Genomic DNA, 20,601 nt, shown 5'->3' with positions numbered 1-20,601 from the left:
TACCGATGATACAGAAACTCGCTTGTACCGTATTTACCTGTCTTTTTGTGTCTTTTTCCGTCGTTTCACAGACGGGAAAGGTCTTTGATGCACTGACGATGAAAAGTGAAATATTAAAGGGGGAACACAAGTATGCGGTTTATCTGCCCCCTGATTATGACACTTCGCAACGGTCGTATCCCGTACTCTATTTATTGCACGGTGCCGGTGATGATCAAACCGGTTGGGTGCAGTTCGGGGAAGTACTGCGTATTACCGATGAGGCTATCAAAAACGGTACGGCAACGCCCATGGTCATTATTATGCCCGATGCCGAACAAGGCAAAAGGGGCTATTTTAACCAAGGCGACGATTGGCGGTATGAAGATTTCTTCTTTGAGGAATTTATGCCCTATGTAGAGAAACAATACCGTATTAAATCCACTAAGAGATATCGGGCCATAGCCGGACTCTCCATGGGGGGTGGCGGTTCTTTTATGTATGCGCTACATCACCCTGAACTATTTTCATCGGCCTGTCCCTTGAGTGCTTATGTAGGGCCATTGACCATTGCCGACCTTAAGGAACGCCTAGAGAAAAGTGATGTCAAATTTAGCGAATCGGAAATCAAGGCCTATTTCAAAAGACACAATGCTTTGGAATTGCTAGAGACCGTTCCCGTTGAAGATGTGAAGTCCGTACGTTGGTATATCGATTGTGGTGACGATGATTTTCTCTTTGAAGGAAACAGTCTGATGCATATTGCCATGACCAAGAAAAAGATTCCGCATGAGTACAGGGTGCGTGACGGTAGACATAGTTGGACGTATTGGAGGGCATCCCTACCCAAGGTCTTGGAGTTTGTATCCGATGCTTTTCATCAATATTAACGACCAATAGTACGTTTTTTTGAAGGGCAGTAATCTATTATAGAGCAATATGAAATATAGAAGATTTGGAAGAACCGACTGGCAAGTAAGCGAAGTGGGATATGGTATGTGGGGTATGGCCGGATGGACGGAGTCCGACGATGTGCAATCGGCAAAGTCCTTGGATTTGGCCGTGGAAAACGGAGTGAACTTTTTTGATACGGCCTGGGGCTACGGTGAAGGACATAGTGAGGAATTGCTGGGAGGGCTCATTAGAAGGCATCCTGGGACTAAACTATATGCCGCAAGTAAGATACCTCCCAAGAACTTTAATTGGCCAGCAAAGCCCGAGTATAGGTTTGAGGATTCGTATCCTAAGAACCATATTATAGAATATACCGAGAAAACCCTGACCAATTTGGGCATGGAACGCATTGACTTGATGCAGTTTCATACCTGGGACGACTCTTGGTCGCACCGTGAAGAATGGCAACGTGCTATAGAGGATTTGAAAAAAGCCGGAAAAATTGCGGCTATGGGTATCAGTGTAAACCGCTGGGAACCCGAAAACGGTATCGAGGCCATTAAGACCGGCCTAATAGATGCCGTACAGGTCATCTACAATATTTTTGACCAAAACCCGGAAGATGTGCTTTTTCCTTTATGTGAAAAGATGGATGTAGCCGTAATTGCAAGGGTGCCTTTTGACGAAGGTACCTTGACCGGTAATCTTACCAAGGAAACTACTTTTCCCGAAGGGGATTGGCGCGGAACCTATTTTGTGCCTGAAAACCTAAACTCAAGTGTAGAGCATGCCGATGCCCTGCGACCCTTGATTCCTGAAGGTATGAATATGGCTGAGATGGCCCTTCGGTTTATTTTGGAGAACAAGACCATAGGTACGACCATACCGGGTATGCGAAAAGAACGTAATGTTTTGGCCAATACCGCCACGAGCGATGGTAAAAGACTCCCAAAAGAATTGATGGACGAATTGCGAAAGCACCGTTGGGTACGAAAGCCCACCGAATGGTCGCAATAAGAAATAGTAACCCAAGTCGTCCTGAGCCCAGGGCGACTTGTTTTTTTAGGGGGTTATTTGGCAAACAACTGCCCTATATCTTTAAAAGCCTTAAACTCCAAGGCATTTCCTGCAGGGTCTAAAAAGAACATGGTAGCCTGTTCCCCGGTCTGGCCTTTGAACCGTACATAAGGTTCTATTACAAATTCTACGCCTTTCGCGGTAAGTTCCTCGGCAAAAGATTCAAATACTTCCCACGGTAAAACCACACCATAATGCGGTACTGGAACATTTTTGCCATCTACCGGATTGCTGTGTAGGGCTTCAGTTTCGGTTTTGGGCTTATAGTGAATGACCAATTGGTGCCCGAACAGGTTGAAGTCGACCCAATGGTCGCTGCTTCGCCCTTCCTCACAGTTGAGTACTTCCCTGTAAAAGCTTCGGCATTCATCTAGATTATGGACCGGTATGGCAATATGAAAAGGGGTTACGGCTTGCATCGATGTCTGTTTTAGTTTTTTAAAAAATCTACAATCTGATCGTTCACATGTTCTTGGTGCATAGAATGGCCGAGGCCCTTGGTCCGGATAAAGGTACTGCCTTTCCATTGGGCGTGTACCGCCTCCGAGGCATGAAAAGGGGCCAGTTTATCAAGTTCATCGTGTAGTAGGAGTCCTTTTTTGGTATTTTTTTTCGCAAAGCGGGAAGAAGAAAATTCGTTTACGGTAAAGCCAAAGCGATCAAGGACAAAAGCTTCGAGCTCCTTTCTGACTTTGTCGTTGAAATTGAGCAGCTTTTGATAGTGGTCCATTATTTCATAGAACTCCGAAGGCGAGCCAATGGTTACCATTTTTTCGACAGATGCATTTTGATGGCAAAACTCGTTGTACATGAGGGTCATTCCTCCCATAGAATGGCCAATAAGATACTTTGGGCCATACTTTTCTATCATGGCTTGAACACCGTCGGAATACAGGGGGAGGTTTAAGTGCTGCCCTGAGGAATATCCATGTGCGGGCGCATCAAAAGCTACGATATTATAGTCGGCTTCACGGAGTTTGGCGATGAGGTTGCGCCAGCGAAAGGTATTGCTTTCCCAACCGTGGACCAAGAGTACGGTCTCTTTGTTGCCGGGCCAAGCATAGGTCTGCAAGGTGTAGCCTTGAACGTTTATGGTTCCGTTTTTCGCTTGGTCTAGATATTCTTTTTGATTGGGGAGAACCCTTCCTTTTCGAACCGTACAGAAAACATAAAACGCTTTCTCCGCAGCCTTTTTGGGGGATACTCTGGCAAGCAAGTTAAAATAGCGCCCGTAGACCTTGGGGAGCATTTTGTTCAGGTTTTTACGCATAGATTTTTCGGTCTATTTTAAGGGCTTCTTTTTGATCATTCCGCCTCTTATATCTTTTATAACGCCCATAACGATAAAGGCGTTTTTGTCTATTTTGTCTATTTCGGTGCTTAACCGGGCCAGTTCTAGGCGGGTCATTACGGTATAGATGATTTCGGTAGAAATACGTGCCGTACCATCTTCGGCGTACCCGCCCTTTCCGCTATAAACGGTACAGGCCCGCCCCATTTTTTCGGTGAGCATCACCCGTATTTCTTCATTTTTCGGGGAAATAATGGTTACGCCAATGTATTCTTCCACACCATCTACCACGTAGTTCACGGTCTTGGCCGCCGCCAAATAGGTAAGAATGGCGTAAAGTGCCGTTTCTATACTCAATAGGTAGGCCCCAGCCGAAAAAATCAGAATGTTTATAAGCAGAAGTATATCGCCTATGGTCATATGCCATTTTCGGCTCAGGTAGATAGCCAATACCTCGGTGCCATCGATGACGCTTCCGCCACGCATGGCCATTCCTATACCTAGGCCCAAGAAAAAACCACCGAAAACGGCTATAAGAAGCTTGTCGCTTGTTATTATTGGGTAGGGAACAAAATGAACGACAATGGCCAAGGCCAATATGGCAAAAATACTTCTGATCGCGAACTTTCCGCTTATGGTCTTGGCCCCGAGCAGTATAAAGGGGATGTTCACCAATAAGAGCAAAATTCCCAGTGATATGTTCGATTTTACCTGAATCAATAAAGATACGCCCGTAGCCCCGCCATCGATAAAATTATTGGGCAATAAGAAGCCTTTTAGGCCAAACCCTGCCGCGCCAACGCCAATGGCGATGAACAAGATTTCCTTTAGGGCGTGCATTAACTCCACATGGCCCACGCGTATTTCTTTGACCAATTGGCGCTTGGCCACGTTTTTTTCGCTATTTAGTTTATTTTTGGCGCGTTGTACCAGTATGTATTGTAAGATAGTGTTCATGGTACGGAATGTTTAAACTAAAGGCAGTAGCAAAAGGATCAGTCCCAAGCTACCATCATATATTTGATTTTTGCATCATCGGGAATTTGAACGGCTTCGATATTGACACTGGAAGCATAACGCAAGCTTGAAGGGAGCTCTTCTTTACTGATCGTAAAATAGACATCGCTATCCTTTAGAAGGATGACCACATTGTTCATAGAGGTAATTACCTTTCTGATGGTGTAGTTGTCCTTTATGTCTTTAAAGGTACTGTTTAGGCCAACCCCTTTTTCGGTAGTGAAACGGGGGTCTTCAATACGAATGTTCTCGATTGTCGGAATACTATCGGAGTTTGGTGTAAGCGTCAAGAGCGGTTTTCCTCCCTTTTCGAAAATCTTTATTTTTTTACTGTTGTTCGCCCTATTGGCTATCGTACTGTCTTTTACGATGGAATCGTTCTCGTAAATGATGTCAAGGTCGCGTACCAAGCTGATGCGATCCAGTTTGCCTACTCGGTCGGTAATGATTGAAAATGAGGTGTCTTTTTCATCTTTACAGCTGGTAAGGCAAATGATCAGACAACTTAAGGTTACTATTGTTTTCATGAATTTTTGTGCAAAGTTAAAATTTGATTCTGAAATTAGGTCGGTACATTAACGCATTACTTTCTTCAGAACTCCCAAAACTCCACGAATGAAGGTGGCACTGGTCAAAACCTTAATGATCGGGTTCTGTCGGGTACTGGCCCTACTTCGGCTGGTCTTTCTGGGTGCCTTTTTTTCTTTTTCGGCCTCGGCTTCGGCCCGTTCTATTTTTTCGTTCAGAATTTCATACGCGCTTTCCCGATCAATGGTCTCGCCGTATTTCTTTACCAGTTTAGAGGTGCCGATTACAGTATTGAGTTCGGTTTCGGTAAGAACGTCCATACGGCTCATAGGGGCGCGCAACAGGGTTGCGGCCAAGGGGGTCGGTCGTCCCTTTTCATCTAAGGCCGATACCAGTGCTTCACCTATACCCAAGGCCGTTAAAACCTCTTTGGTGTCGTAATAATCGGAAATCGGGTAGTTTTCGGCCGTTAGTTTTATGGCCTTTCGGTCTCTGGCAGTAAAGGCACGCAGGGCGTGTTGAACCTTTAGTCCGAGTTGCGAGAGTACTTCATTGGGTACGTCGGTCGGGTTTTGTGTAACAAAGTAAAGACCGATACCTTTTGAACGTATCAATTTAACGATACTTTCTATTTGGTCGAGTAGGGCCTTTGAGGCTTCGTTAAAGATAAGGTGGGCCTCATCGATGAACAAGATCAGTTCAGGCCTATCACTGTCGCCCTGTTCTGGAAAAGTACTGTATATCTCGGCCAGTAGGCTTAACATAAAGGTCGAGAAAAGTTTGGGCCGGTCTTGTATATCGGTCAGACGTAGAATGTTTATATAGCCTCTTCCGTTTTCGTCTACACGGGTAAGGTCTTCGACATCAAATGATTTTTCACCAAAAAAGAGATCGGCTCCCTGCTGTTCGAGTTCTATGATCTTTCTAAGGATGGCTCCCGTGGAACTGGAAGAAATTCTTCCGTAATCTTTGGTGAATTCGGCTTTGCCTGCGCCTGTGGCATATTGCAGTACCTTTTTGAAATCCTTTAGGTCTAAAAGCGGAAGTTTATTGTCGTCGCAATATTTGAACACTACCGATACGATACCTTCTTGGGTATCCGATAGGTCAAGTATACGGGATAGGAGCACTGGTCCGAATTCCGATACCGTGGCCCGAAGTTTTACGCCGTCTTGTTTGGAAAGCGAGAGGATCTCGACCGGAAACGCCTTGGGTTCAAAGGGCAGGCCTATTTTGGCATGGCGCTCATCTATTTTCGGGTGACCGGGACTCGGTTGGGCCAAGCCGCTCAAATCCCCTTTAAGGTCCATCAATAAGACCGGGATTCCTTTTTCAGAAAGGTTTTCGGCCAGTACCTGTAAAGTTTTTGTCTTTCCAGTTCCCGTAGCCCCTGCGATAAGTCCGTGACGGTTCAACGTTTTTAAAGGTATTTTTACATGGGCATCGGTAATAGCCTCCCCATCGAGCATGGCAGCGCCCAATATTATGGAGTCACCTTTGGTAGTATACCCTGCTTCAATGTGTTGAAAGAATTCGTCTCTAGTTGCCATTCGGTCTATTTTGGAGTAAAAATAAGAGAATTTTACTGTTTGGCCGTTACTTTTAGAGAAGTTTGGGATTGGTCAAGGCTGAACCTTGGCCCTCTGGTGGTATTCTACCGTTGAAATCTTGCTTATGGGGCAAATGGTGAATTTAAGAATCAGAATTTGGGTTTTGGAATTTGCAAGGCCTATCTTTGCACGATGGTCAAAGATGAAGTTTTACAGGAAGTGGAGAAAGGGATGATGTTGCCCCTAATGGAAGAATTCTACACCATACAGGGCGAAGGTTTCCATAAAGGTACGGCGGCATATTTTATTCGTGTCGGAGGATGCGATGTCGGATGTCATTGGTGCGATGTGAAAGAGAGCTGGAATGCGGAAACCCATCCGCCCACCGATATTCGGCAAATTACCGAAAATGCTTCAAAATATTCTGATACCATTGTCATTACGGGTGGCGAACCCCTTACTTGGAATATGCAGCCCTTGACCGATGCCCTAAAGGCGAAGAACCTTAAGATCCACATAGAGACTTCGGGTGCATATCCCTTGACCGGTACGTGGGATTGGATTTGCCTTTCGCCCAAAAAGAACAAGCTTCCGGTAGATGAAATTTATGAGGTGGCCCACGAACTTAAGGTCATTGTTTACAATAAACACGATTTGATCTTTGCCGAACAGGAAGCGGCAAAGGTGAACGGAAAATGTATTCTCTACTTACAGCCCGAATGGAGCGTACGTGATAAGGTTACGCCTATGATCGTCGATTATGTGATGCAAAACCCTAAGTGGAAGGTAAGTCTACAGACCCACAAATATTTGAATATCCCTTAATATCTTAACGACCGCCTGCGGATTTTAGATCCAATAGGCATTCGGGGTCAAGGCTTGGTGGGTCGGGAAAAAGACCTTTTGAGGTTTTTGATTCCAACATTCGAAGTACGTCTTTGCCGCTTAGGCGACAGGCGGCTTTTAATCCGTTTTCATACGATTCCGTCTTGGCCGATTTATTGGCGAATCCGGCAAACTGTAGTTCGGCCTGCATAAGACAGCCCTCTACCGAGCAATGGCTGTTTCCTTTTGTATTGCCATCTTCATCTAAAACCGGTTTGCCGTCTTCGTCACGTTCTATGTCCTCATGGTCGTTTATCGGCGCCGTTCCTAAATTTACAAGGCCGAAAAGATGGCCGAATTCATGGTTGAGGGTTGAGCTTTCTACGTCGGCAGCGGTAATAAAAAAGCTTTGATTGGCCAGTTTTCGTACCGTTACTTCATGAATGATCATAGAAGTATTGCGATATACCGCACCTAAGGTAACAAGTCCCACTTCCTCATCATCGCCTTCTGCCGGTGCATCGGCAAAATAGATATAGAGACCTAAAGTAGAGCCCTCGTTAAAAACGGTTCTGTTTTCCGATTCGAGTTTGGCTATTTCTTCCAAGGTCAAATTTTCTTCATCGGGCGATTCCAGTTGGGTGTACTTGAGTTCAATATCTTCCTTGAACGTTCTTTTTTTTAGGTAGGAGACAAAACCCAACATGGCTTCGTCCGTAGGTTTGAAATCTTTTACGTAGGCAATTTCGATAAGCAGCTTTGTAAACCTTTCGTTCGATAGAATGTCTTTGGCCGAGTCGCCAGCACTTTTTAGACTGGCCTCTTTTGCCTGAATTTTTTCCTTTTCAGCGCTATTGGTGTCGTCGTCTTTGGTACAGCTTAGGAAAAGGCCGGTGAACAAGACCAATAAAAATAAGTGCGATTTTTTCATCATTGAATTTTAGGGACAGTCGTACAAGAACAAAAATGGCAAAAAATGATCTTATTTCAACCATAACTTGGCCAAATAGTCGTAATGATCGCCCTTTCTTACGAATTGGCAATTGAATCCATTGGCTTCCGAGGCCGTTTCCAAGGTTTTGTAATCGAGATAGAGCCAGAAAAATGGTTCGCTTTCCTGATTCTTGTATTTCATACTGAACTCGACTTCGCCATAGTACGAACCGGTATCGGGTACCCAGCGGCCCCCATCTTCGTCTTCGTCGAACATGTATATGATATCGCTGGAGTCAAGTAAAATTTGCCCGCCCGGATTCAACAAGGTTTTTAAATGGTCTAAAAAGCGGGACATATTGTTCAGCCTTCCAACAATGCCAATACCGTTCATCAATAGGAGCAAGGTGTCAAATCTAGGACCTTTAAAGTCGTATATGTCGCTATGTGCCACCTTGTTGATGCCCCTTAGGGTACAGGTTTCTATGGCGCCTTTGGAGTGGTCGAGCGCGGTTACGTCGAGGTTTTTTTTCTGAAGGTAGAGACTGTGGCTTCCGGCCCCGCATCCTATGTCGAGTACGCTGCCCTTGCAAAGGTCAAGGGCTTTTTGTTCCAGCTCTGGCATCTCCTTGTAATCCCTAAAGAGATAGGGCAGGGGTATTTTATCCTCTTCGTCCAAAGAAGAGAAGGTGATTATGTCTTCGGTATAATTTCCTTTTTGATAGTCTAATACTGCATTTCCGAAAATGTCGATCATATCACAATAGCTTTGTATGGCAAAAATGGACTTTTTAAGTATTTCTTGCTTAGTTTTGGGCAGATTTTTAAGAGGATGGACCAAATTTTACGTGAACTTCCAAAGAAGGCCAAAGATAAGCAGAACGAAAACAAGAAGTTTTTTACGAAACTTAAAAAGCGCCCGCCCAAGAATCTTGATTACATTATGCAAGAACTGCATGAAGAGGAATTTGAGCGAACCGATTGTCTTGATTGTGCCAACTGTTGTAAAACTACGGGGCCTTTGTTCACTAGGGCCGATATCGAAAGAATTGCCAAATTCCTTCGGCAGAAACCCCAAGCCTTTATTGAAGCGTATCTGCGAATCGATGAAGATAACGATTACGTGCTTCAGCAGGTGCCCTGTGCCTTTTTGGGTGCCGATAATTACTGCTCTATCTATGATGTTCGCCCTAAGGCCTGCCGTGAGTTTCCGCATACCGACCGGAAGAAATTCCAGCAAATATCGAACCTTACACTAAAGAATGTGGCTATTTGCCCTGCGGCTTTCAATATTGTCGAGAAAATGAAAAAAAGCATCGGGAACGGCTAGATAACCCTAAATAGAAACCCCATATGTACCTTAGAACAGAAGTCCTACCGAAGAAAACACTAGTGGGCCGCCGCTTGAACATGAGCTTGGCACATAACCGAACCTTTGAACTTTGGAGCGGTTTTATGCCCTTGAGGAAAACCATAGCCGACCCCGTGGGTAGTGATCTGTATTCCGTTCAGGTGTTTTCGGAAATGCCCGAAGGCACTAGTTTTGGGCCGGATACCAGCTTTGAAAAATGGGCTGCGGTAGAGGTGAAGGGGGAGGCGTCGTATGGTGATGGCTTGGAAACCCTATGTTTGATCGGGGGACTTTATGCCGTATTCTTACATAAGGGCCTGTCTTCGGAATTTAATCGGACAATGGATTTTATTTTTAAGGAATGGCTTCCCGTATCCGATTATCGCCTAGACCATAGGCCCCATTTTGAACTACTCGGAAGCAAATACAAAAACGACCGTCCCGAATCGGAAGAAGAGGTGTGGATCCCCATCCGGCCGAAGTGAAGCGGGCATCGTTCTTAAAAGGTTTTTGTTATCTTTAAGACATGGAGCCCATTATCGATTACTTTGAAAATATCCCCTCGTTGCACCGTTCGCTTATTTTGGTCGGGGGAATCACCTTTTTTTGGCTTCTTGAGGGCATCGTGCCCCTTTTTGGTTTTAGGTACAAGAAATGGCAACACGCACTTCCGAACCTATTTTTTACGATGACGACGGTTGTCGTAAACTTCGCCCTCGCTTTTTTGCTGCTCAAGACCGCCGATTTTACGGTAATACATGATTTTGGGATTATCAATTGGCTTCCCGATATGCCCTTATGGCTCTATGTTATCGTAGGACTGTTGTTGCTGGATCTTGTCGGGGCCTACCTGGCCCATTTTGTCGAGCACAAGGTGAAAATTTTATGGATGGTACATCTGGTGCACCATACCGACCATAATGTAGACACGACTACGGCCAATCGGCATCATCCTTTGGAAAGTATGATTCGTTTTGTGTTTACCCTTTTAGGGGTTTTTCTGGTCGGTACGCCTATCGGTATTGTAATGTTGTATCAGTCCTTATCACTTGTGGCGACCTAATTCAACCATGCCAACATAAAAATGCCCAAAGGCTTAGACGACCTCTTAAGTCTGTTGATCGTTTCGCCCGATATGCACAAGGTGCATCACCATTATCGATTACCGTATACCGATAGTAATTACGGTAACATATTTTCGCTGTGGGATCGCTTGTTCGGTACCTATATGAAGTTGGACAGGGAAGAGATTGTATACGGGGTAGATACCTTTCCCGATGAGGTCGAGAACTCCAGTATCAAAGGGCTGTTACGGCAGCCTTTCCATAAATACAGAAAGCCTACCACCTTGCCTGAAGCCGAATCGGTAAAAGGGCAGCCCCTGTAATTAGAGGTACATCAGGTATTTTTTTCTGATTTTCTTGAATTTGTCAATGTCGCTTTGCCAAGTAGCCTTGATTTCTTCTTCGTTTATCCCTTGTTCAATTTGTTTTTGAAGCGTTTCGGTTCCTGCATGGGCGGTGAAGCCTTTGGTATTGAAGAACTTGCTCTTGTCTAGGGTGTTGGTATAGGCGTCTATGAGCCATTGCAGGGAAACTTCGTTCATTTTAGGGAATCCGGATAAATCTTTTCCGAAGCATGTCTTTCCGTTTTCCTTTGGGGATTTTGAACCGAAATTAGGCATGGGGGTATATTTGAAACTATACTGGGTGCTATCGAGAAAAGAGGCCCCGTAACACTGAAATTGCAATTCGGTTCCACGTCCGGCATTGATGTTCGTTCCTTCAAAAAGACCCAGGCTCGGATAAAGGTTGATCGCCGTATCGTTGGGCAGGTTCGGTGAAGGCCTGACCGGTATGCTGTAGGGGGTGTCATAAGTCCAATTTTCCAATGGAATAACCGTAAGGTCGGCCTTAACGCCGCTCCCAAGCCATTTCTCTTCATTGATCATTCGGGCGTATTCGCCGATGGTCATGCCATAGACCAAGGGGATTTCGGTCATGCCCAAAAAGCCGGAGTGCTCTTTTTTCATGGTCGGGCCATCTATGTAAGCGCCGTTAGGGTTAGGGCGGTCAAGTACTATAATGGGAACATTCTGTTCCGCACAGGCTTCCATGACCAATTGTAAGGTGGCTATATAGGTGTAGAAGCGGACCCCCACATCTTGAATGTCGAAAAGAACGATATCGATATCCTCTAATTGCTCGGCGGAAGGTTTCCGGTTTTTTCCGTAGAGGGAAATCAAGGGAAGTCCCGTCTTATTGTCGACCCCGTCCTTAACTTTTTCACCGGCATCGGCCCTACCTCGAAAACCGTGCTCGGGAGCGAACACTTTTTTGATATCGACATGGTGTGCCAACAACGAATCTACGAGATGGACGTATGGAAGGGGGGCATCTTTTACCTCGTCCTTAAAAATAATGGTCGTCTGGTTTCCTACAATGCCGACTTTTTTTCCCTTAAGTAAAGGAAGGTAGGCTTCGGTTCTATTGGCCGCCACTACAACGGGCTTTACTTTGACCGAATCGTTCATTGCCACCGCAGGTTTTGATTGGGTTTTCTCGGCTTTCGTCTGGTTTCCGCAGGCGATAAGAAGCAAAAACCAAATGAAAAATGTACTTTTGAGAGAGTTTAAAAACGCCATAGATTGAATTTTGAATATTTTTTGGCCAAGCGGCTCATCAAAGGTGAGGCGCATAAAATTAGTATTTCCGCACCAATAATAAAAATAGCTATTGCAGCTATTGCATTGGGGGTGGTAATGATGCTCATTGCGATAGCTACCGGAATAGGCCTGAAGTACAAGATACGGGAAAAAGTAGCTGCCTTCAACGGGCACATCCAAATTTCCAGTTACGACAATAATGCATCCGATGTATCGGTCATTCCGGTTTCATTGGATCAAGAGTTTTATCCCGAGTTCAAGACTATTGACGGTATCCGTCACGTACAGGCCGTTGCTAGCAAGGCGGGCATTATTAGAACCGAGACCACCTTTGAAGGTATTATTGCCAAGGGGGTAGGGGCGGATTATGACTGGACGGCATTTGAGGAATATTTGGTAGAGGGTCAGTTGCCGAACTACTCCGGCGATTTGAATGAAGAGGTATTGATGTCAGACCTCATGGCCAACCGACTACACCTAAAAACTGGCGATACCTTTTACGCGTTTTTTCTCAAGGATGGCGATGTGTCGAAATTGCCCAACCAAAGAAAATTTAAAATTACCGGCCTCTACGATAGCGGATTTGAGGAGTTTGACGGACTTTATCTTTTTACCGATATACGGCACATACAACGTATGAACAAGTGGGAAGATGACCAAGTAGGTAATTTCGAGGTGTTCTTGAACAGTTTTGACGATATCGACGCCAAAAGCAATGAGATTTACGGGAATACCGTCTCTACACTAGATACACAGACCATCGTAAACAAATATTACAAGATCTTTGAATGGATCAGTCTTTTCGACTTTAATATCATTCTGATCATCGGTATCGTGATCATCGTAAGTGGGTTCAATATGATTACGGCACTGTTGGTGCTGATTTTAGAACGCACCCAAATGATCGGCATCCTCAAGGCTTTGGGGTCGGCCAATTGGAGCATACGTAAGGTGTTTTTGTACAACGCTACATACCTTATCGGTATCGGTCTGTTTTGGGGGAACCTTATTGGCTTGGGCATTATTGTACTGCAAGACCGGTTCAAGATATTGAAGTTTCCGAACCCGAAAGAGTATTACATAGAATACGTGCCCGTACATATCGACGTATTTACGGTCTTGGCCCTCAATGCGGGCGTGTTGATCTTATGTGTGCTGATGCTGTTGATTCCATCGTATATTATCACCAAAATTTCTCCGGTCAAGGCCATCAAATTCGAATAGAAAATGCCTTGGGGTATTTCTCTGTGGTAAGGTCTTTCTATTTTTTTTGCTAGATTACATGATAATTTATAGCTCATGAGATACGCAGAAAATATTCTTGGAACCATAGGGAATACGCCTTTGGTAAAGCTAAATAAGTTGACCTCCGACCTTCCTTGCCTGGTATTGGCCAAGTACGAAACCTTTAACCCGGGCAACTCGGTAAAAGACCGTATGGCCCTACAAATGATAGAAGATGCCGAAGCGGCTGGGCTTTTAAAGCCGGGCGGTACCATTGTAGAGGCCACCTCGGGCAATACCGGAATGGGTTTGGCATTGGCCGCTACGATAAAAGGCTACAGGCTCATTTGTGTGATAAGTGATAAGCAATCCGTAGAAAAGATAGATATACTAAAGGCCATGGGCAGTGAAGTGCACGTATGTCCTACGAACGTTGAACCGAGTGACCCAAGAAGTTATTATGCCACGGCCAAAAGGCTGGCCAAGGAAACTCCGAACGCTTGGTACGTGAACCAATACGATAACCCTAGTAATACAAAGGCCCATTACCTTAGTACCGGGCCGGAAATTTGGGAACAGACCGACGGTAAGATTACCCATTTTGTCGTTGGTGTGGGAACCGGAGGTACGATTTCGGGCGTGGGTAAATTTTTGAAGGAGAAAAATCCCGATATAAAAGTTTGGGGCGTCGATACCTATGGTTCGGTCTTTAAAAAATACCACGAGACCGGAGTGTTCGACGAGAATGAGATCTACCCCTATATTACCGAAGGTATCGGGGAGGATATTCTCCCGGAAAATGTAGATTTTGACATTATTGACGGCTTCGTAAAAGTTACCGATAAAGATGCCGCCATCTATACCCGACGTTTGGCCAGGGAAGAGGCCATGTTTTTGGGGAATTCGGCAGGTGCGGCCATAAAAGGGCTATTGCAGCTCAAGGAACATTTTACGAAAGACGATGTGGTGGTCGTGTTGTTCCATGATCACGGAAGTCGCTATGTCGGAAAAATGTTCAATGACGATTGGATGCGTGAAAAGGGGTTTTTAGATTAGTTTTGTAAGCGTGTTCAAGAAAAGCGACTTCTATTCTAGTGGAAGGCTATAAAAAAGTGAGAGATGACAGAGTTAAGTTTTAAAGATCAAAATGTAAAAATAGATGCCGGTGAATTGGTAGGTTATACCGTAAACGGGCACGAGTATATTCATCAAAAAGGCAGTCCGGGATGGCGCAGTTCCGATACCGAAATGTTTCCGATCATCGGCCCCACCGCCGATGCCAAATTTATGGTACAGACCCCAAGGGACATTGCGGTTCAAGATCAGCACGGATTGCTACGGGAGATGGAGTACGAGTTGATGTCGGAAACGGAGACGGAGGCGGTTTTTCAAAAGGCGTATAAGGCCAATTCGCGGGTGAAGAATTCGAAATATCCGGACAAGTCGAACAAGGAATGGTTGTTTTGGACCTATGATTTCAAATTTAAAAAGACCTTTCGATTGGGGGAAGACGGGCTGGAAGTAAGCTTTACGGTTTCCGGGGAACGCGATATGCCCTTTATGCTGGGGTACCACCCTGCTTTTAAGCTGCACACCGAAAGTCCCGTAGTAATCGCCGGCGATAAAGAAATAAGCCTTGATGAGATCATGGCGGTAGGAAGCCGGGCGCTAGAAGTGGCCGACTGCGAGGAAATTGTATTGAAGGACCAAAAAGAGCTTCGTGTCCGTACCGAAGGCTTTGGCAATTTTATGTTGTGGACGGAAGTGCCCAATATGCTGTGTATAGAACCAATTACGTTTTATCCGTATGCCGTACCGCAGGTGAAGCTGTTTGAAGGTTTTAGTTATTTGAAGGACGAAGATGCCCAATTGAGGGTCTTTATAAGTGCGGTCAATTAAATAGGAAATATGGAAGAAGGTCTTTTGCAGAATTATGGCTATCTCTTTGAAGATGCACTCTTGGCTGAGATGCAAGAGGTAGGCTTGGTAAAAAAGTATGGTCAGGGTACGGTAATCATGGATATCGGTGAGACCATTTCACATATGCCCTTATTGTTGAACGGAGCGATCAAGATTTTGCGCGAAGATGAAAACGGAGACGAACTGTTACTTTATTTTTTAGAGCGGGGCGATACCTGTGCCATGACCTTTTCATGTTGTGTAGGAACCCATAAAAGTGAGATACGGGCCGTTGCCGAAAGTGATACGGAGCTTATCATGATTCCCGTAGATAAGATGGAAGCATGGATGTCAAAATATGCCACATGGCGTCAGTTTATCTTGGACAGTTACCATACGCGAATGACCGAATTGCTCGAAACCGTCGATACCATTGCCTTCCTTCGAATGGACGAACGGCTGCTCAAGCACCTTCAAGACAAGGCCATGGTCAACCACGACGAATACGTCCAGACAACACATCAAGATATTGCCTATGACCTGAATACTTCAAGAGTGGTCATCTCAAGGCTGCTTAAAAAGCTTGAGAAGGAAGGAAAGATAGAAATGCAGCGTAACCGGATCAAGGTCATCGACTTATAAAGGGGGCGTTGGCGTAGGAAACCATTTTTCCAAAAAAAAATATAAAATAGATAAGCGTTTTGGAATGTTTGTTCCAAAACGCTACTTTTGCCCTGTGAATAAGAAAGAAAGCATCTTACGGTCGGCTCTAGCGCTTTTGGTTGAAAAGGGAGTACATAACACCCCCATGTCGGCCATTGCCAAAAATGCGGGTACCGGTATGGGAACCATATATAACTATTTTCCCAATAAGGAAGTTCTGATCAACGAGATTTACGCCGGAATAAAGGAAAAGGAAAATACCATTTTCCCGGAGTTTGATACCACCCGCCCCATAAAGACCCAATTCGAGCGGTACTATACGGCCATTGTTGAATTTTTTATCGAGAATGCCGAGTACTTCAAGTTTATGGAACAAATTCAAGCTTCGCCCATCATCACCGAGGAGACCAGAAAAAAGGGGTTGGAAACGGTGGCACCGGTTTATGATTTGCTTAAAAGGGGAAAGGAAGAACGCATTGTTAAAAATTTGGAAACCGAAGAATTGATCCAGTTCATCGGAGGTTCGGTATTTTCGTATTTAAGGTGGTACCATAGCCAAGGGAAAGTAGAGACGTCCTCTGTTCAAAACCAGGTGCGAATGGTTTGGGACGGGATAAAAGAGTAAAAAAATTTACACGAACAATGGAGTGAACGTTCATTCCAATATAAATAAGGTGAACTATTTAATATTTTAAAAATGAAAAGAGTTGTTTTGGTTACGGGTACGTCATCGGGAGTAGGTTTTGAAAGTTCCCTGCTTTTTGCGGAGAAGGGGTATAAGGTTTATGCTTCCATGAGGAATTTAAAAAAGGCCGACCGCCTAAAGGAAAAAATAGAAGAAGGCAATTTAGACATTGACATATTGGAACTCGATGTGACCAAGGTCGACAGTATCAAGGGCGCAGTGGATACCATTATCGGGAAAGAGGGTAGAATTGATGTCTTGATCAATAATGCCGGGGCAGGTTTTGCAAAAGCCGTGGAACAGGCGAGCGAAGAGGAAATAAGGTGGGTCACCGAAGTCAATTATCTAGGCACGGTGTTTTGCACCCAAGCCGTCTTGCCACATATGCGTAAACAAAGATCGGGGCAAATTATAAATCTAAGTTCGGTGGGTGGATTGGTAGGCCAGCCCTTTAATGAGCTCTATTGCGCCGCGAAATTTGCGGTAGAAGGCTTTGCTGAGGGTTTGGCGGCCTATGTTACCGACGCTTTCAATATCAAGATCAGTAATGTAGAACCAGGGGGGATCTCTACCGAATTTATGAATTCGGCCGTTGAAAAGACCGCGGTTGACGGTAAGTTGGCCTCGGGTGAATACCTTCCTATTTTTGAGCGTTACCTCGCGGGCAACCAGCAGAGGGCGGCCGAATCTGTAGAGCAAGTCTATCAAACGGGCCGAGAGGTTGCCGAAGTCGTACTCGATGTGGCCGAAAACGAAAATCCGCCGATGCGTATCCGTACTTCGGAATGGGCCCAAAATCTATGTGAACTTAAAACCAAGGCCGATCCCGATGGAACCAAATTGGTAGATCAGATCAAACGTAGTTTTTTATAGGATTTGGAAAGGGGCCGAAAAAATATTCGGACAAATTTGTCCTCTTTCTGTGTAATTTCTATTGAATTACTTATTTTTACCTTTCTACTTGTGCAATTAAGATATGGCTAGAATGGTGAAAATAGGGGTGCGTTTAATAGTAGTCTTGTTATTGGTGAGCTGTAGGGATACCAATGGGAAGCCCAAAAAAACGTCAAAATCGAACCGGGTCGTAACAACTTATATTGCATTGCCCAAAAAGGTGAAATCACCTAAGGACAACCCGGCTTCCCCAGAAAAGGAGGCCTTGGGGAAATTACTTTTTTACGACCCCGTTCTTTCCGGAAATAAGGATGTGGCCTGTGCCACCTGCCATCACCCCCAAAACGGTTATGCAGAGTTTTTGGATATCAGTATTGGTCCCAATGCTACTGGCCTGGGTGCCCGTAGGAAATTCAATGCGCCCAACGATATTCCCTTTGTAAAAAGAAATGCCCCAACCATTATCAATTCGGCCTACAATGGAATAGACCCCTTCGGCAACTATGATCCGGAACAAGCCACTATGTTTTGGGACGATCGTGTTAAGAGTCTTGAAAAACAGGCCTTGGAGCCGATAAAGGCCTTTGAGGAAATGCGTGGGCACGGTATAGGTGTCGATAGCATATTGCAGGTCGTGGTGGATCGCGTAAAGCAAATTCCCGAATATCAACAAATGTTCGCCGATGCCTTTGGTGTGCCGAATGCGGTAACGGTAGAAAATTTAGGAAAGGCCATCGCCGCCTTTGAGCGTTCGTTGGTAACGAACAATTCGCGCTTCGATCAATTTATGAGGGGAGATGAGGATGCAATTCTAATTTCGGAAAAAGAAGGTTTTGAACTGTTTAAGTCGGTAGGTTGCGTCAATTGCCACAATGGTCCCATGTTTTCTGATTATAAGATGCACGTATTGGGTACCCCTGAAAACGATAAGCTGGGCGAACCCGATAGAGGAGTGAAGGATACCTTTGCCTTTCGTACGCCTACTTTACGGAATCTACGCTTTACCGCCCCTTATATGCATAATGGGAGTTTGCCTACCCTCAAAAAGGTGCTGGAATTTTATGAGGATATCGCCAATGGTAAGGAGCGTAACCCACATGTACCGGTACAAAATTACGATCCTTTTGTGCGCGATCTCAACTTGTCGGTCAAGGAGATGTCCCAAATCATTTCATTTTTAAACACGCTTAACGACGATGGTTTTGACAAGACCGTACCCGAGCGCGTACCCAGTGGCTTGCCGGTAGGGGGCAATATTCAATAATTTTTTTGGTTTTAGGTCTGGTTTCTTGATGTTCATGTAACACAGGTAACATAGCTGTTTTAGATTAAATGGTACCTTTGTCCCATGCGAAGATTTCTCCCTTTTTTGGAGTGGATTCCAGACTATAACAAGAACTGGTTTTCCAAAGACTTGGTGGCAGGCCTGACGGTAGGGATCATATTGATTCCACAGGGCATGGCCTACGCCATGATTGCAGGCCTTCCTCCGGTATACGGTCTCTACGCTTCTTTATTGCCCATGATTGCCTACGCCGTTTTCGGTACGTCTAGGCAATTGGCCGTGGGGCCAGTTGCCATGGACTCGCTTTTGGTGGCTGCAGGTTTGGCTACCTTGGCTATTACTTCGGTAGACGATTATATTGGTATGGCCCTGCTTTTGGCTTTTACCGTTGGGGCTATACAATTGACATTAGGACTTTTACGAATGGGTTTTTTGGTGAATTTTCTATCGAAACCGGTCATAAGTGGCTTTACCTCGGCCGCGGCATTGATAATTATGTTCAGCCAGTTGAAGCACCTTTTGGGGGTAGATATCACCCGTAGCAACCGCTTTGACGTATTATTGGTGAACGCATTTGAAAAGATGCCCGACACTAATTTATACGATTTTGCCATTGGTTTGGTGGGCATTGTGATTATTGTGGCCTTAAAAAAAATCGATAAACGTATACCCGGTATACTCTTCGTGGTCATTTTGGGTATTTTGGTGGTTTACTTATTGCAGTTGCCCGCTTTTGGGGTGCACATCGTAGGGGAGATTCCTACCGGCTTGCCCTCGTTCCGGCTTCACAGTTTCAATGTCGATGCCTTGCTGGAATTGGCGCCTATTGCGGTGACACTTGCACTTATTGGGTATTTGGAGGCAATTTCCATAGGGAAATCGTTGGAGGAACAAACCGGGGAAGAAACCATAGATGCCAATAAGGAACTTATTGCCCTAGGCAGCTCGAATATGTTGGGGTCCTTTTTTCAGTCGTATGTGGTAACGGGTAGTTTTTCGCGTTCGGCCATTAACGCACAAGCCGGGGCAAAAACCCCTATGGCCTTGTTCTTTAGCGCCATTGTCGTAGCCATCACCCTTTTGTTTCTTACGCCGCTTTTCTATTATTTGCCCAATGCCGTCTTGGCGAGCATTATTATGGTTTCGGTATTCGGACTTATCGATATCGCCTACCCGAAAAGCCTTTGGGAGTATCGTAAAGACGAACTCTTTGTGCTGGTTATCACGTTTTTGATTACGCTTTTTGCCGGTATATCGGAAGGAATATTGATCGGTGTGTTATTGTCGCTGTTGTTGATGGTATACAAAAGCTCAAAGCCCCACTTTGCTGTTTTGGGGAGAATAGAAGGGTCCGATTATTATAAAAATATCGATAGGTTCAGCCAGAATGTTTTGGTACGTGACGATTTGCTTATTGTACGTTTTGATTCACAGCTGTATTTTGGGAATAAAAACTATTTCAAAAAAGAACTTTTAAAAAATGTAGCTAAAAAAGGCAGCAAGCTCAAAGGCATCATACTTAATGCCGAGGCCATTAGTTATATCGATTCCAGTGCGGCACAAATGCTTAAACGGGTGATTGAAGAGTTTCACGATAAAGGACTTCAGTTTTATATTTCGGGGGCAACAGGGCCGACAAGGGACACGATTTTCAGCAGTGGTATTATCGATGCCCTGAACAAGAAGTGCCTCTTCGTTCAGACAAAGGAAGCGGTCGATTATTTTGATAACATGACCCCCTTGTCCATTTTAAGCGAGAAAGTGGCCTGCCAAAACCATCGGAACAGTAACTAATGTTACGCCCATATTCAACGATTAGAGGTATTTTTGTAAGGAATGAT

The 20,601-nt window shown here is 44.9% G+C and carries 21 protein-coding genes and 1 pseudogene; 14 read left to right on the top strand and 8 right to left on the bottom strand.

The features are described 5' to 3' along the window. Positions 1-5 precede the first annotated feature (5 nt). Together B4Q04_RS17640 and B4Q04_RS17635 are read left to right on the top strand one after the other, a co-directional pair. Positions 6-869: an alpha/beta hydrolase gene (locus B4Q04_RS17640; protein WP_236631043.1), complete on the top strand. Its 864-nt coding sequence runs from the start codon at positions 6-8 to the stop codon at positions 867-869. Between the two features lie 49 nt (positions 870-918). Then, the gene (locus B4Q04_RS17635) at positions 919-1,890 is read left to right on the top strand and encodes an aldo/keto reductase (RefSeq protein ID WP_088697602.1); all 972 of its coding nucleotides are present in this window, start codon (positions 919-921) and stop codon (positions 1,888-1,890) included. Positions 1,891-1,943: 53 nt separating this feature from the next. Here B4Q04_RS17635 and B4Q04_RS17630 read toward each other — a convergent pair whose 3' ends face one another. Genes B4Q04_RS17630 through B4Q04_RS17610 form a run of 5 tightly spaced genes read right to left on the bottom strand, consistent with a single transcriptional unit; the run spans position 1,944 to position 6,336 of the window. Beyond that, positions 1,944-2,369 (bottom strand): VOC family protein, encoded by a 426-nt coding sequence (locus B4Q04_RS17630; RefSeq protein ID WP_088697601.1) that lies wholly within the window; start codon positions 2,367-2,369, stop codon positions 1,944-1,946. Between the two features lie 11 nt (positions 2,370-2,380). Beyond that, positions 2,381-3,220 carry an alpha/beta fold hydrolase gene (locus tag B4Q04_RS17625; RefSeq protein ID WP_088697600.1) on the bottom strand — a complete coding sequence of 280 codons (840 nt, stop codon included), beginning with the start codon at positions 3,218-3,220 and terminating at the stop codon, positions 2,381-2,383. A gap of 12 nt (positions 3,221-3,232) precedes the next feature. Further along, complete coding sequence (locus B4Q04_RS17620) at positions 3,233-4,198, bottom strand: YitT family protein (protein ID WP_088697599.1); 966 nt, start codon at positions 4,196-4,198, stop codon at positions 3,233-3,235. Positions 4,199-4,236: 38 nt separating this feature from the next. Further along, the gene (locus B4Q04_RS17615) at positions 4,237-4,785 is read right to left on the bottom strand and encodes a hypothetical protein (RefSeq protein WP_013993926.1); all 549 of its coding nucleotides are present in this window, start codon (positions 4,783-4,785) and stop codon (positions 4,237-4,239) included. Positions 4,786-4,833: 48 nt separating this feature from the next. Further along, on the bottom strand, positions 4,834-6,336 hold the full coding sequence (locus B4Q04_RS17610) for a helicase HerA-like domain-containing protein (protein WP_088697598.1): 1,503 nt from the start codon (positions 6,334-6,336) through the stop codon (positions 4,834-4,836). 192 nt (positions 6,337-6,528) lie between these two features. On the opposite strand from B4Q04_RS17610, the gene B4Q04_RS17605 reads away from it, so the two are divergent. Next, positions 6,529-7,161 carry a 7-carboxy-7-deazaguanine synthase QueE gene (locus B4Q04_RS17605; protein WP_013993928.1) on the top strand — a complete coding sequence of 211 codons (633 nt, stop codon included), beginning with the start codon at positions 6,529-6,531 and terminating at the stop codon, positions 7,159-7,161. 4 nt (positions 7,162-7,165) lie between these two features. On the opposite strand, the gene B4Q04_RS17600 is transcribed toward B4Q04_RS17605, so the two are convergent. Then, positions 7,166-8,095, bottom strand: a complete 930-nt coding sequence (locus B4Q04_RS17600) for a hypothetical protein (protein ID WP_013993929.1) — start codon at positions 8,093-8,095, stop codon at positions 7,166-7,168. A gap of 48 nt (positions 8,096-8,143) precedes the next feature. Further along, positions 8,144-8,851, bottom strand: coding sequence for a class I SAM-dependent methyltransferase (locus tag B4Q04_RS17595; protein ID WP_088697597.1), 708 nt, complete (start codon positions 8,849-8,851; stop codon positions 8,144-8,146). 75 nt (positions 8,852-8,926) lie between these two features. Here B4Q04_RS17595 and B4Q04_RS17590 point away from each other — a divergent pair, with 75 nt between their 5' ends. The 3 genes and pseudogenes from B4Q04_RS17590 (at position 8,927) to B4Q04_RS17580 (ending at position 10,832) form a co-directional block, all read left to right on the top strand. After that, positions 8,927-9,424, top strand: coding sequence for a YkgJ family cysteine cluster protein (locus B4Q04_RS17590; protein ID WP_088697596.1), 498 nt, complete (start codon positions 8,927-8,929; stop codon positions 9,422-9,424). 23 nt (positions 9,425-9,447) lie between these two features. Continuing rightward, positions 9,448-9,930 carry a GyrI-like domain-containing protein gene (locus B4Q04_RS17585; RefSeq protein ID WP_013993932.1) on the top strand — a complete coding sequence of 161 codons (483 nt, stop codon included), beginning with the start codon at positions 9,448-9,450 and terminating at the stop codon, positions 9,928-9,930. A gap of 41 nt (positions 9,931-9,971) precedes the next feature. Continuing rightward, a pseudogene (locus tag B4Q04_RS17580) lies at positions 9,972-10,832 on the top strand (sterol desaturase family protein). On the opposite strand, the gene B4Q04_RS17575 reads toward B4Q04_RS17580, so the two are convergent. Next, positions 10,833-12,089 carry an exo-beta-N-acetylmuramidase NamZ domain-containing protein gene (locus B4Q04_RS17575; protein ID WP_046287904.1) on the bottom strand — a complete coding sequence of 419 codons (1,257 nt, stop codon included), beginning with the start codon at positions 12,087-12,089 and terminating at the stop codon, positions 10,833-10,835. Positions 12,090-12,092: 3 nt separating this feature from the next. On the opposite strand from B4Q04_RS17575, the gene B4Q04_RS17570 reads away from it, so the two are divergent. From B4Q04_RS17570 to B4Q04_RS17535, 8 genes are all read left to right on the top strand, one after another. Continuing rightward, positions 12,093-13,334, top strand: a complete 1,242-nt coding sequence (locus B4Q04_RS17570; protein ID WP_088697595.1) for an ABC transporter permease — start codon at positions 12,093-12,095, stop codon at positions 13,332-13,334. Between the two features lie 75 nt (positions 13,335-13,409). Continuing rightward, complete coding sequence (locus tag B4Q04_RS17565) at positions 13,410-14,390, top strand: PLP-dependent cysteine synthase family protein (RefSeq protein WP_013993936.1); 981 nt, start codon at positions 13,410-13,412, stop codon at positions 14,388-14,390. Between the two features lie 63 nt (positions 14,391-14,453). Then, entirely contained in the window at positions 14,454-15,233 is a 780-nt protein-coding gene (locus tag B4Q04_RS17560; protein ID WP_088697594.1) for an aldose epimerase, read from the top strand. A 9-nt stretch (positions 15,234-15,242) separates the two neighbouring features. Further along, positions 15,243-15,875, top strand: a complete 633-nt coding sequence (locus B4Q04_RS17555) for a Crp/Fnr family transcriptional regulator (RefSeq protein ID WP_013993938.1) — start codon at positions 15,243-15,245, stop codon at positions 15,873-15,875. A 94-nt stretch (positions 15,876-15,969) separates the two neighbouring features. Continuing rightward, the gene (locus B4Q04_RS17550) at positions 15,970-16,521 is read left to right on the top strand and encodes a TetR/AcrR family transcriptional regulator (protein ID WP_046287905.1); all 552 of its coding nucleotides are present in this window, start codon (positions 15,970-15,972) and stop codon (positions 16,519-16,521) included. Positions 16,522-16,593: 72 nt separating this feature from the next. After that, a complete protein-coding gene (locus B4Q04_RS17545) occupies positions 16,594-17,454 on the top strand; it encodes an SDR family oxidoreductase (RefSeq protein WP_013993940.1) in 861 nt (286 codons plus the stop codon). A 103-nt stretch (positions 17,455-17,557) separates the two neighbouring features. After that, on the top strand, positions 17,558-18,739 hold the full coding sequence (locus B4Q04_RS17540; protein ID WP_088697593.1) for a cytochrome c peroxidase: 1,182 nt from the start codon (positions 17,558-17,560) through the stop codon (positions 18,737-18,739). 84 nt (positions 18,740-18,823) lie between these two features. Then, positions 18,824-20,554, top strand: a complete 1,731-nt coding sequence (locus B4Q04_RS17535; RefSeq protein WP_013993942.1) for a SulP family inorganic anion transporter — start codon at positions 18,824-18,826, stop codon at positions 20,552-20,554. The last annotated feature ends 47 nt before the right edge of the window (positions 20,555-20,601 follow it).

The sequence above is a fragment of the Zobellia sp. OII3 genome (assembly GCF_002211465.1).
GTDB classification, from domain to species: domain Bacteria; phylum Bacteroidota; class Bacteroidia; order Flavobacteriales; family Flavobacteriaceae; genus Zobellia; species Zobellia galactanivorans.
The sequence above is the reverse complement of the archived record's forward strand: the minus strand, read 5'-3'. Positions and strand labels throughout refer to the sequence as shown.